This is a genomic window from Dactylosporangium sp. CA-233914, from assembly GCF_050942935.1.
Classification (GTDB): Bacteria; Actinomycetota; Actinomycetes; order Mycobacteriales; family Micromonosporaceae; genus Dactylosporangium.
The window spans coordinates 5,038,235-5,050,877 of record NZ_CP192030.1; the positions used below are offsets into that span (position 1 = coordinate 5,038,235).

Annotated in this window: 11 protein-coding genes; 8 read left to right on the forward strand and 3 right to left on the reverse strand. The window is 67.4% G+C overall.

Annotated features, from left to right (window positions below; all coding sequences use genetic code 11):
* From catA to ACQPY0_RS22470, 3 genes are read right to left on the reverse strand one after another with little or no spacing between them, the layout of a single operon-like run.
* The gene (catA, locus tag ACQPY0_RS22460) at positions 1 to 861 is read right to left on the reverse strand and encodes a catechol 1,2-dioxygenase (RefSeq protein ID WP_432991914.1); all 861 of its coding nucleotides are present in this window, start codon (positions 859 to 861) and stop codon (positions 1 to 3) included.
* A 30-nt stretch (positions 862 to 891) separates the two neighbouring features.
* The gene (locus ACQPY0_RS22465; protein ID WP_432991916.1) at positions 892 to 1,995 is read right to left on the reverse strand and encodes a mandelate racemase/muconate lactonizing enzyme family protein; all 1,104 of its coding nucleotides are present in this window, start codon (positions 1,993 to 1,995) and stop codon (positions 892 to 894) included.
* Complete coding sequence (locus tag ACQPY0_RS22470) at positions 1,992 to 2,912, reverse strand: LysR family transcriptional regulator (RefSeq protein ID WP_432991918.1); 921 nt, start codon at positions 2,910 to 2,912, stop codon at positions 1,992 to 1,994. Before ACQPY0_RS22470 ends, ACQPY0_RS22465 begins: the two co-directional genes overlap by 4 nt.
* 362 nt (positions 2,913 to 3,274) lie before the next feature.
* Between ACQPY0_RS22470 and ACQPY0_RS22475 the strand changes: the two genes are divergently transcribed.
* The 8 genes from ACQPY0_RS22475 (at position 3,275) to ACQPY0_RS22510 (ending at position 12,624) form a co-directional block, all read left to right on the forward strand.
* Complete coding sequence (locus ACQPY0_RS22475) at positions 3,275 to 4,060, forward strand: IclR family transcriptional regulator (RefSeq protein ID WP_432991920.1); 786 nt, start codon at positions 3,275 to 3,277, stop codon at positions 4,058 to 4,060.
* Positions 4,060 to 5,037, forward strand: a complete 978-nt coding sequence (locus ACQPY0_RS22480) for an acetamidase/formamidase family protein (RefSeq protein WP_432991922.1) — start codon at positions 4,060 to 4,062, stop codon at positions 5,035 to 5,037. The genes ACQPY0_RS22475 and ACQPY0_RS22480 overlap by 1 nt, the downstream gene beginning before the upstream one ends.
* 4 nt (positions 5,038 to 5,041) lie before the next feature.
* On the forward strand, positions 5,042 to 6,301 hold the full coding sequence (locus tag ACQPY0_RS22485) for a Rieske 2Fe-2S domain-containing protein (protein WP_432991924.1): 1,260 nt from the start codon (positions 5,042 to 5,044) through the stop codon (positions 6,299 to 6,301).
* A gap of 6 nt (positions 6,302 to 6,307) precedes the next feature.
* Entirely contained in the window at positions 6,308 to 6,973 is a 666-nt protein-coding gene (locus tag ACQPY0_RS22490; RefSeq protein WP_432991926.1) for a nuclear transport factor 2 family protein, read from the forward strand.
* Positions 6,974 to 6,987: 14 nt separating this feature from the next.
* Positions 6,988 to 8,001, forward strand: a complete 1,014-nt coding sequence (locus ACQPY0_RS22495; RefSeq protein ID WP_432991928.1) for an ABC transporter permease — start codon at positions 6,988 to 6,990, stop codon at positions 7,999 to 8,001.
* A 209-nt stretch (positions 8,002 to 8,210) separates the two neighbouring features.
* Positions 8,211 to 8,885, forward strand: a complete 675-nt coding sequence (locus tag ACQPY0_RS22500) for an ABC transporter permease (protein ID WP_432991930.1) — start codon at positions 8,211 to 8,213, stop codon at positions 8,883 to 8,885.
* A complete protein-coding gene (locus ACQPY0_RS22505) occupies positions 8,882 to 10,975 on the forward strand; it encodes a dipeptide ABC transporter ATP-binding protein (protein ID WP_432991932.1) in 2,094 nt (697 codons plus the stop codon). The genes ACQPY0_RS22500 and ACQPY0_RS22505 overlap by 4 nt, the downstream gene beginning before the upstream one ends.
* The gene (locus tag ACQPY0_RS22510) at positions 10,972 to 12,624 is read left to right on the forward strand and encodes an ABC transporter substrate-binding protein (protein ID WP_432991934.1); all 1,653 of its coding nucleotides are present in this window, start codon (positions 10,972 to 10,974) and stop codon (positions 12,622 to 12,624) included. The genes ACQPY0_RS22505 and ACQPY0_RS22510 overlap by 4 nt, the downstream gene beginning before the upstream one ends.
* The last annotated feature ends 19 nt before the right edge of the window (positions 12,625 to 12,643 follow it).

Sequence of the window (12,643 nt, forward strand, 5' to 3'; positions counted from 1 at the left end):
TCAGGCGGGGTCCAACACGAAGCCGTACTCCACGGCGGCCGAGCCGTCGGGCTGCGGCTGCGGGTTGAGCATCAGTTCGGGCTTGACCGCGGTGGCGATGTCGTCGTCGTTGTGCGGGTCGCCGGGGAAGTACAGCTGCGCGGTGAGCAGTTGGTGCCCCGGCGCGGACACCTTCACATGCAGGTGGGCAGGCCGCCAGGCGTGCCAGCCGGCCGCGGCGATGAGCCGGCCGCAGGCGCCGTCGGTGGGAATCTGGTAGGGCGCGGGCTGGATCGTGCGGATCCGGAACGCACCGTCCTGACCGGCCGTGAATGTCCCACGCAGGTTCCACTCAGGCAGGCCGGGAGCGAACTGGGAGTAGAAGCCGTCGGCGTCCGCCTGCCACAGTTCGACCTTCGCGTCCGCCAGTGGCGTGCCGTCGGTGGAGGAGACCGTGCCGGACCACAACAGCTGTGTGCCGGGTTCGCCGTCGCGCATGGGCAGGGTGCCGTCGGCGCCCTGTTCCGGGGCGTCCGGCACGTAGTACGGGCCCTCGATGGTGCCCTTGCTGCCGACCCGGCTCGCGTTGGCGACCTCCTCGACGACGTGTTCGACCCACACGTCCAGGAACAGCGGCCACTCGCCGGTCTCGCCGACGTCAATCATCCACGCCTTCAAGGCGTTGTACTCGTCGTAGGTGACGTGGTGCTTGCGGATCGTGTCGTGAATGGCCTCGAGCACCTCCCGTGCGAGCAGGGAGACCCGCTCCTTCGGGGTGTCGCGGACGGCGTCGTAGGGTGACTTGTCGGCGTGGAAGCGGGCTGTGGCCGAGGCGCCGGAGGCGGCAGCGGTCGCGGCGGGTGCATCGTCGGTGATGCTCATGATGTTCTCCCTGGGGTGATGGGTTTGGGTCTAGCGGTCTTGCCGGTAGTGCGCCAGCTTGTCCGCGTCGATCTCGACGCCGAGCCCGGCGCCGGGACGGACCTGCAGTTCGCCACCGACGATCTGCAGGGGTTCGGTGAGCAGGTCGTCGCGCATGTCCAGAAAGTTGGACAGTTCCCCCGCTCGGCGGGAGGTGAGGGGATACGCGGCACCGAAGGCGACCGAGCATGCGGTGCCGAGCTGGCCGTCGATCTGGTTGCCGATCACCACTTCCAGGCCGAGGCCCTCGGCCAGGTGGTGCACGCGCTGCGAGCCGGTGAAGCCGGTGCGGGCGGTCTTGATGCTCAGTGCGGTGGCCGAACCACCGAGGATCTCGCGGGTGACGTCCGCCGGCGTGACCGCCGACTCGTCTGCGATGAACGGCACGTCCAGCTGCCGGACGAGCCAGCGGCGGCCGAGCACGTCGTCGGCCGGGCAGAGCTCCTCGGCGAACAGTAGCCCGAGGTCGGCCATCTGCCGCATCGCATCGGCGGCTTCCGCGGGCGTCCAACCGCGGTTGCCGTCGATGTAGAGCTCGATGCCCTCGCCCAGTCCCTCGCGCAACGCGCGGACCACGGCAACGTCCAGCCCGATCGGCCGCCGCCCGACCTTCACCTTGAAGGTGGTGATTCCGTAGGCATCCCGGATGCGCTCGGCCTCGGCGACCATCGCTGCGGGATCGTCGAAGCCAAGCATATGGCTGACCCGCATCCGGTCGGTGTAGCCGCCGAGCAGGTCGCCGACCGGCAGATCCAGGCTGCGGCCCAGCGCGTCCCAGATCGCCATGTCGACGGCGGCCTTGGCGGTCGGGTTGCCAACCGTGCGCGCCAGGCGGGCCGCGACGACCTCACGCTCGAGCAAGGTGAGTCCGACCAGTTGCGGAGCGAAGATCTGCCCGATCACCGCGATGATGCCCGCCTGCGTCTCGCCGTAGGTGAACGGCCGGGGCGGTGCCTCCGCGACCCCGACAATGCCGTCATCGGTGTGGATCCGTACGAGCACGTGCGCGGCGGTGTGCACCTCGCCGCTGGCGAAGCGCAGCGGCTTGACGTACGGGATCGCGAAGGGAATCGCTTCGACTGCGGTGATCTTCATGCCGCACCGCCGGCGGGCAGAGATGCGGCGAGCTGGTCGGTGTCCAGCTGGCTCAGCAGCACGTCGCGCACCGCTGCGGCAACCGGCGGCTCCGAGTCCTCGGCCCAGGCCAGCGCGAGTTCGATGTGCCCGGCATCGATCACTTCTCGGTGCACTACGCCGTCCAGGGCGAGCGAACGCGCCGCCTCCGGGACGAGCCCGATGCCCAGGCCCGCTGCGACCAAGGCGAGCAGAACCGATGTGCTCGGTGCCTCGTGTTCGCGGTGCGGCACGAATCCGGCGGCGCGGCACGACTGCAGGACCGCGTCGTTGACCGCCGAATCACGGTTGCCGTAGAGCACGAACGGCTCGGTGCGTAGGTCCACCAGCTTGATACGTGGCTGCGCGGCCAGGTGGTGATCGCGCGGGACGGCCAGGATCAGCGGCTCGGTGTCGATGGTCCGGATGGCGATTCCCTCACCGGTGGCCGGCGGGCGAAGCAGGCCGAGATCCAATGTGCCTTCGCGTAGCCGGTCGCACTGTGCCGGCGTCAGCATGTCCGCATGGATCTCCACGGCCACGTCGGGCAGTTCGCGCTTGATGACGCGGACCATCCGCGGTAGGTGCGAGGTGGCGGCGGTGCCGACCAGCCCGAGCCGCAGGAGGCCGCCGAGCCCGGTCGCTACCCGCCGCACGCCTGCCACCGCTGTGTCGACGGCAGCCAGAATCGTGCGCGACTGCTCGTACAGGAACTCCCCGGCCGGGGTCAGTGCGACGTGGCGAGTCGTGCGGTTGAACAATGCCGTGCCGAGGTCGGACTCAAGTTGGCGGATCGCATGCGACAACGCGGGCTGCGCGAGGTGCAGCCGCTCGGCCGCCCGGCCGAAGTGGCAGGTCTCGGCAACGGTCGCGAAGTAGCGTAACTGCCGCAGCTCCACAGGTTCGATCCTCTCCGTGCCGCGCCCGGCCAGCGGTGATGTCGCTCGCCCGGTCGGCCCTGTTGCCACCCTAGGTTCGAATCGGAGCAAGACAAGGACGGAAAGTCCGAGGATTGATAACCGGCGGCGATCAATCCTCGCCGCTCGCCCGGATCGCGGCCCTTCCCGTACGGGAATCCCTTTTTCGGCAGGCGGTTTCGTGTGCGCCCGCGTTCACAACGCTCTTCGGCCGGCCACGAGCGAGCACGGGGTCTTGACACATCCTTGTCGGTGAGGTGAACTCTCCGGCACATCCGTGAAAATCGAGTTTCATAACGTGAAAGTCGACCGTTGAATCAGGAACGGGAAGCTGTGGTCTCGGAATGACGGAACCCCCGCGCGCAGTGGTCTCCTCCGCAGTCAAGGTACTGCGAGCGCTGGAGATCGTGTGCGCCTCTGAAGATGTCGTCTCGCTTGAGCGGCTGGCGAGCGAGCTGTCGGTCTCGAAGCCGACCGCATTTCGGATCATGAGCACGCTGATCGAGACAGGGTTTGTGCGGCCCGCGGGATTCCGCACCGGGTTCGTCGCGACGCTGAAGATCGCCGAACTCGGCACCCGCCGGATGAGCATGCTCAACCTGCCGGAGGTCGCGCGCCCTGTCTTTCGCCCGGTGGCGATGCGGTTCGGCGAGACCGTCACGATCGCCCAGACCGACGGCCACGAGATTTTCATCGTGGACAAGATCACCGCGGGGGCGAGCCTGGTGTTCTACTGCGACGTCGGTCGCCGGCTGCCGCTGCACATCGGTGCGTCGGCGAGGGCGGTGCTCGCGCAGTTGAGCGACGAGCAGTTCGAGTCCTACGTCGCAGGGGACTTGCGGCCGCGAACGGCCAAGTCTCACGTGTCCGCTGTGGCGCTTCGGAAGCTTCGGAGGAAGGCCCTGGCTGACGGCTACGTACTGAGCATCGACGAGGTCGACATCGGTGTGTCCGCGGTGGCCGTGCCCATTGTCGATGCAACGGGCTCGGTGCTGGGTGCGGCCTCGATAGCGAACACCACGCGCAGTTGGACCGAGCGTGATCATCGTGTTCGTGCCGAGGCGATGCAGGCGGCGGCGACCAAGCTCGTTGCCGTGTTGACCAATGGAACCAAGCGACGGGGCGCCTGATGACCGTGAGTGAGCCAGTAACTGTCGTCGATGGCGAGCTTCCCCGCACGCGACTCTATGAGGTGGCGCCCGGGGCGAAGCCGGTGGAGGTCGTCGCCGCGGGCGAGCGCTTCACCCTGGTGACACTGGACGCCTCCGGGAACCAGATCCGCCCGGGGATCGATCCCGGGCAGATCCGGCCGGAGCGCCTGTTCCCGGTCACCGGTCCAGTGGCGGTGGAGGGTGTCGCGGCCGGTGACGCGGTCGGGGTGTTCATCGACGCCATCCGGCCCGAGGCGCACGGTCACGTGTGGTCCCGCCCGGGGCTGGGCTTCGGCAGCGACGGTCGATTCGCCGTACAGCGCTACACCGTCGACGACCGTCACGTCACCTCCCTGGGATCCCCAGCGGTCAGCGCGCCGCGACAGGTCCACACCGGCACGCTGGGCGTCCTGCCCGAGTCGCCGGCACCGGCCCGCAGTCTCGGCAGCTACGGTGGCAACCTGGACGTCCCGATGCTGCAGTCCGGCGCGATGCTCTGGGTGCGGGCCGGCACGCACGGCGCGGGAGTCTTCGCCGGCGACGTGCACGCCGCGATGGGCGACGGGGAGATCTGCGGCACCGGCGTGGAAGTGCCCGCGCGTGTCGATCTGCGGGCCACCGCGCTCAAGGACTGGGAGCTGACGCATCCGGTCGTGATGAGCGGCGACCGGGCCTGGCTGATCGGAATCGGCGACAGCGTGGAGTCGGCGCTTGCCGGGGTGTTGCCGACCCTGCTGTCCCGGGTCTCCGCGGTGCGCGACGTCGACAAGGCCAACGCGTTCCTGATCGTCTCGCTGCTGCTCGAGATCAAACTCTGCCAGATCGTCAATCCCTACACGAGCATCGCGGTGTCGCTCGCCAGCGGCCTCGACCGGCATCTGGTCCCGAGCGATGCCTGGGCGGCGTACTCGTCGCTGCTCTCGACAACAACGTCTGATACGCAGGAAAGGAGCTAGTCCCGTGCTGAGTGCAGAAGACAATGCGCTGTTGACCCAAACCGGACCGGGCACGCCGATGGGTGAGCTGATGCGGCGCTACTGGATCCCGATCACGCTGTCCGAGCGGCTGCAGGCCGGCGGTGCGCCGGTGCCGATCGAGATCCTCAGCGAGCGACTCGTCGCCTACCGCGATCCGGCCGGTGCCACGGGCCTGCTGGGGGAGTTCTGCCCGCACCGGCTCGCCTCGCTGGCGCTGGCCCGCAACGAGGAGTGCGGCCTGCGCTGCATCTACCACGCCTGGAAGATCGGACCGGACGGGACGATCCTGGAGACCCCGCCGGAACCGCCTGAAGTCAGCCTTGCGAGCAAGGTGAGGCACACCGCCTACCCGACGCGCGAAGCCGGCGGAATCCTGTGGGCCTACATGGGCCCCGCGGACAGTGAGCCTCCGTTCCCGATGTGGGCCTTCAACGTCGTGCCGGTCGAGAACGTCTACCCCACCCACGCCTTCCAGGAGTGCAACTGGCTGCAGGGTCTCGAGGGCGACCTGGACGCCGCCCACGGCCCTTACCTGCACTACACGGCCGACGAAGCGGAAGCTCAGCAGCAGGCCAAGAACAGGGCCAACGAGTACATCTTCGACAAGCGCCCCAAGGCGGCAGCCGTCACCACCGGCTGGGGTGTGCAGTCGGTGTTCCGGTATCTGCACAAGAGCGGGGACGAGGCGACGTTCTGGATCCACCCGTTCATCCCGCCGTTCTTCACCTTGTTCGAGAGCAACCTGATGGACATCACCGGCGGACTGATGCACGCCTGGGTGCCCAGCAACGACAACAACCACTTCGTGTGGTCAGTCAGTTGGTCCGAGGACGGCCCGATCAGTCAGGAATTCCGGGACTACATCGACACGACCCGCGGCTACGGAGACGTGAACCCCGACAACAACTATCGGGCGAACTCCTGGAACGGCAACGGCTTCACCCAGGACCGCGCCCGCATGGCCGACGGCTCCAGCTTCTCCGGCATCCAGGGCATCCTGCAGCAGGACCTGGCCGTCCAGCACAGCATGGGCCCGGTCGTGGATCGCACCAAGGAACACCTCACGTCCGGCGACACGGTCCTGGTTCAGGTCCGCCGCTATCTGCTTGACCTGGTTCGTGCCCACGACGGTGGGACGGGGACGCCTCCAGGACTGGACGACGGCAAGCTCTACCGCGACCTGAAGTTCTCCGCCTTCACCGGTGACCCCGACACCTCCATGCGGGAACTGGCGCGAGGCTGAACGCAGATGACCGCCTCGTTGCCCACCACAGTTGATTCCGGCGGCCTGAGCGCACGGCTGTTGGCCCTCGAGTCGCGCATCCAGCACTTGGAGGCCGAGGCCGCGGTTCGGCGGCTGGTGGCCGACTATCAGTGGCGCAACGATGCCGGTTCGGACAGCGGAACCACGCCACCCTGGGATCGGCCGGAACAGCCGCCGGCCGATCCCGCGGGGCTGGAGCGCTACCGGTCCCAGGAAGGCATGAGTTGGAGCGGCCTGGGTCTGAGCGCGATGTGGCCCCGCGACCAGAACGGTGCCGCAGTGGACGACGGCACCCCCCGCAGCCGTTACATGCCGAGGATGCTGCACTTCCTGACCAACGAGCAGATCCGCGTCGACGGCGATCGCGCGGAAGGCAAATGGTACTGCTGGGAGACCGCGACAGTCCGCACCACAGAGGGTCTCACGGCGCTGTTCATCGCCGGACGAATGACCTACTCGTTCCGGCGCGAGGCGGGCGAGTGGCGGCTGTCCGGCGCGCAGTTCGAGGAGATCTTCTCGACGCCGGCCGCTGCCCCGGATTGGCTGGCCAGCACCCACTTCCCCTACGGACCACTCGCGAGCGCGCGACGCGCCGACGCTTCCCATTCCCGCCTTCCCGACTCTGACGATGGCACTCCGAGGACACCATGACTGCCACGTTTCCCGTGCGAACGACGACCGACTCGATCGACGCGTCGGCGACGCGCCGCACACATCGTTTCCGGCCGCTCGTTCGGTACACCGTCAAGCGGCTCCTGACCACGATCATCACGTTGTTCGCGATCTCCGTGGCGACGCTGAGCATGCTGCAACTGCTGCCCGGCGACGTCGGGCGCAGCATCCTGGGGCAGTACGCCACCGATGAGCAGGTCGCGCAGCTCAACCATCAACTGGGCACGGACCGGCCCGCGCTGAGCCAATACGTGACCTGGCTGACAAACTTCCTTCAGGGCGACTGGGGAGAGTCGCTGCAACTCGGCGGTGCGGTCCGTCCGCTGATCCTGGAGCGACTCACGAATTCACTCCTGCTGGCAGTGGCGGCCCTGGTGGTCGTGGTACCGCTGTCACTGGCCGCTGGGACACTGGCCGCCCTGCATCGTGAACGTCTGATCGACCGTGTGATCTCGCTGCTCGGCGTATCGCTGCTCGCTATCCCCGAGTTCGTCAGCGGGGTCGTCCTGCTGGTGATCTTCGGCGTCAACCTGGGCTGGTTCCCGACGCAATCGCATGTGCCGTCGGGCGATCCGATCGACATCCTGCGCCAGTTCACACTGCCGGTCATTCCGCTGTGCCTCATCTTGTTCGGCTACATCGCCCGCATGATGCGTGCGTCCATGATCGAAGTCCTCGATCAGCACTACACACGCACGGCTGTCTTGAAGGGCCTCCCGCTGAGCGCGGTCATTCGCCGTCACGTCTTGCGTAACTCGCTGCTTCCCGTGATCACGGTCATCACCGGCCAGGTGGGCTACCTCGTCGGCGGCCTGGTCATCGTCGAGACGCTCTTTTCCTACCCCGGTATCGGGAACCTTGCCTACCAGGCCGCAAAGTTCCACGACGTCAATGTGTTGGAGGCCAGCGTGCTCATGGTTGGCGCAGCAGTACTCGCCGCGAACTTCCTCGGCGACATCCTGATCGCGGTGCTCAACCCTCGCGTCACGTTGGGGCGTTCCTCATGAGCTCCTCGACGATGGGCGTTCCCGCCTCCGGTGGGACGCCGACGAGTCGCCTCCGTCGTGGGCTCGGCGTGTTGCGGCAGGACGCCCGTTGGCGTTCACCGGCCTTCCTGATCGGTGGCGCGGTTGTGCTCGGCTGGATCGCCATTGCCTGTACGTGGCACCTGTACGCATCGTACGGCGCCGATACCACCGATACCAATGCCATCCTGATGGCACCCTCCGCCGAGCACTGGCTCGGGACGGACAACCTCGGCCGTGACGTGTTCACCCGCATGCTCGCCGGCTCGGTCACCGTCCTGACCATCGCTCCTCTGGCCACCATCACCGGCCTGTTCCTCGGCACGATCCTCGGACTGTCCACGGGCTACTTCGGCGGCTGGTGGGACCAGGCGGTGATGCGTGTCCTGGACTCCGTTCTCGTCTTTCCGGTGATCCTGATCGCGATGTCCCTGCTGTCGTTGCTGGGCCCGTCCACCCTGAACGTGGTCCTCACCATCGGGGTGTTGTTCACCCCGCACGTCGCTCGGACCGTCCGGTCGGCCGTACTGATCGAGCGGCACCGCGAGTATGTCGCCGCCGCATGGCTGCAGGGTTCCTCGAACGGCTACATCATGGTCCGGGAGATCCTTCGCAACATCCTGGCCCCGATCGCCGTCGAAGCGACCGTCCGCGTCGGCTACGCGATCTTCGTCGGCGCCGGCCTGTCATTCCTGTCCCTTGGGGTCCAGGAACCCTCACCCGACTGGGGCCTGTCCATCTCGCTCGGCCGGCCCTATCTCGAAGTGGCCCCGTGGGTCAGCCTCGCCCCCGCGATCGCGCTGGCCAGCCTCGTCGTCGCGATCAACCTTTTCGCTGACGGCCTGAAGGAGATGATCGACCGGTGACCGACACGATTACCCCATCGGAGCCGGCCAACCAGCCGGCCGCGCTGGAGATCGAGGGCCTGACCCTGGGCTACCGCAGCCGCGGCCGTCTGCGCCTGGCACTCGAGGATGTCAGCCTGCGCATCGGCGCGGGCGAAAAGGTCGGCCTGGTGGGCGAGTCAGGCAGTGGCAAGACAACCGTTGCCATGGCGACCCTGCGATACCTGCCGCGCAACGCCGAGATCCTGTCCGGGTCAGTGCGCGTCGGCGGCCGCGACGTCCTTGCCGCCGACAAACGCGAGCTGCGTGAACTGCGCGGCCGCCACCTGGCTGCGGTCTATCAGGATCCGGGAAGCGCGCTCAACCCGACCATGACCATCGGCCGGCAGGTCGCCGAGGTCTTCTGGCAGCACATGGGCAAGACTCGCGGCGAGGCCCAGCGCGAAGCGATCCAGGCACTCGAGCGGGTCGAGATCCCCAGCCCCGCCGAACTGGCGCACCGATATCCCCACCAACTGTCCGGCGGACAGCAGCAACGCGTGATGATCGCGATGGCCCTGGCCTCGGATCCCGCCCTGCTCATCCTCGACGAGCCCACGACCGGGCTGGACGCCACGGTCGAGGCGTCGGTGCTGGAACTCATCGACGATCTGTGCTCCCGGCAGGGAACCGCCCTGCTGCTGGTCAGTCACAACCTGAGCGTCGTCAAGCACATGTGCGACAGCGTTGCGGTCATGTACGCCGGCCGCATCGTGGAACAAGGACCCGCCGCCACGGTGCTCGCCACGCCGGCTCACCGGTATGCTGCCGGCCTGCTGCGCGCCGTGCCGAGCCTCGCCCACCGCAAACTTGTCAGACCGGTGGAATCCATCGCCGGGGCTGCGCCTGCCCCCGGCGGGGCGGGCTGCGCATTCCGCGACAGCTGCGACGCCGCGCTGCCCGAGTGCGCCACCGCAACGATCGCACTGCGGCCCGTCGGGCCGGGCCACCTGGCCCGCTGTGTCGCGCCGCTGCCGGCCACGAGTGCGGACGACCAGTTCGACGAGATCACGATCACTGACACGATCGACAGCGAGCCGCTGCTGCAGGTACGTTCAGTGCACAAGTCCTACCGTTCGCCGGTCGGTGACGTCCAGGCGGTCAGTGACGTCTCCTTCACGATCCATCGCGGCGAAGTCTTCGCGATCGTCGGCGAATCCGGTAGCGGCAAGTCGACGCTGGCCAAGTGTCTGGCCGGTCTGGAGACCGTCGACAGCGGCGAACTGATCCTGGACGGCACGGTGCTGCCGCGCAGTCACAAGAAACGCCGCCGGCTGCGACGCCTCGCAGGCAAGCGCATCACGCTGGTGTTCCAGAACCCGGCCACCTCGCTCAACCCGACAAAGACCGTCTCGGCGGTCCTGCGCCGGGCGCTGAAGATGGCCGGCGCCGATCCGGACGGATCCGCCGCCCTGGCTGAGAAGGTCCGGCTACGGCCGCAGCACCTGCCGCTCAAGACCCGGATGCTGTCCGGAGGGCTGCAGCAGCGACTCGCGATCGGGCGGGCCTCCGCCGGCAGCCCACCGTTGATCGTCTGTGACGAGCCGGTGTCCGCCTTGGATGTGTCCGTCCAGGCTGCCATCCTGAATCTGCTGGCCGAGCAGCAACGCGACGCCGGTGCCGCGTATCTGTTCATTTCGCATGACCTCAGCGTGGTGCGATACCTCGCCGACACGATCGCCGTCATGTATCTCGGCGAGATCCTCGAGATCGGCCACACCGCCGCCGTGTTCGACGGCCCGCACCACCCCTACACCGCGGCCCTGCTGTCCGCTGCCACGAGCATCGGCGCCCCCGTCCGCAACCAGCGAATCCGGCTGGCGGGATCAACCCCCAGCATGGCGAACAAGCCGACAGGCTGCGTGTTTCACACCCGATGCCCCGTCGCACTGCCTGACGGGCGCTGTTCGTCGACCGTCCCGCCCTGGCAAGGCACTCCCAGCGGCAAGCAGTACAAGTGCCACCTCAGCCCTGAACAGCTCACCGACACCGCACCGTTCGCCACGCCGGGCGATACCGCGGGTGTCGCAGCCGACTCCTTATCGCTGAATGTCAATGGAGTAACCCCATGAGACTGAACGACTACGAAAAGCACCTCGGCGACGAGATGCTGGCCGGCCGGCTCAGCCGCCGAAGCTTCCTGATTCGCGCCAGCGTCGCGGGTCTGTCGATTCCCACGATCGGCGCGGTGCTCGCCGCCTGCGGGAACTCCTCGGAATCGGCGCCGTCCGACGGCGGCACTGCCGCCGGCGGCCCACCGAAGGCCGGCGGAACGCTCAACGTCGGACTGGTTACGCCGAGCTCCCAGGTGGACCCGGTCTTCATGATCGATGTCGGCGCGGTCGACACCGTCATGATGGTCGGGGAGTACCTGTGCTTCCCCGACGCTGACCTGACCCTTCGTCCCCGGCTGGCGACGAGTTGGAAGGCGCAGGACGCCAAGACGTGGACGTTCACGCTGCGGGAGGGCGTGAAGTTCCACAATGGACAGCCCATGACCGCTGCCGACGTCGTCGCCACCTTCGACCTGATCACCGATCCGGCCACGAACTCCGCAGCCTCGCAGAGCCTCGGCGGGGTCCTGTCCAAAGGCAACACCGAGAAGGTCGACGACCATACGGTGACCTTCCACCTCGACCGCCCGTACGCCGACTTTCCGTATCTGGTCTCCGCGTTCGGGTACAACACCGTGATCCTGCCGAAGGGATACACCCCGGGGGAGTTCACCAGCAAACCGGTCGGGACCGGGCCGTACATGTTCAAGAGCTACACCCCGCAGGTGCGAGCGTCGCTGGTGAAGAACCCGAACTACTGGCAGCCGGGCCGGCCGTACGTTGATGCCCTCAACATCAGCTACTTCGCTGATCCCAACGCCCAGATCCTCGCCCTGCAAAGCGGCTCCATCGACCTGATCCCCTCGGTCGAGCCCTCGGCGCTGCGCGCGATCAAGGGCAACAGCAGCATCGTCCAGCTACCAGCCGGATCCTCGTCCTTCCAGAGCATGCAGATGCGTACCGACTCCGGCCCGCTCGCCGACAAACGGATCCGGCAGGCCCTCGCGCTCAGCCTGGACCGCGGCGCCCTCATCTCGACGTTGATGAACGGGAAGGGAACCGTCGCGAACGACCACCTCTTCGCGCCGATCTTCCCGGTCTCGGAGCCTGTCGCCAAGACGATCGTTCAGCGCAAGCGGGACATCGAGCAGGCCAAGACGCTCCTCGCCGCCGCCGGCCATCCCAACGGGCTGAGCGTCGAACTGACCACCGCGAGACTGTTCGAGTGTGTCGACCACGCCACCTTGATCAAACAAATGGCCAAGGACGCTGGATTCGACATCACCCTGAACATCCTGACCCCGGATGCCTACTTCGCCTCCGGATCCAACTCACCCTGGTTGAACTCCCCCCTGGCCATCACCAACTGGGGGTCCCGCGGATCGGCATCCCAGATCATCGAGGCCACCGTGCTCACCAGCAGCACGTCCAACTCCGCGCACTACGCCAATCCCACCCTCGACGAACTGGTGAAGACCTTCGACGCCGAACTCGACCAGGACAAACGCGCCGGCATCGGCACCAAGATCGCAACAATCCTCAACGACGACGTCCCATTGGGCATCTCGTACTTCAAGAACCAGGTCCGCGTGACGGCCGCGAAGGTGCACGGCGCCCCCGCCGGTCCGGGCGACTATCCCGACCTCACCAACGTCTGGATCTCCTGAACCCTCGGCTGACAGTCGG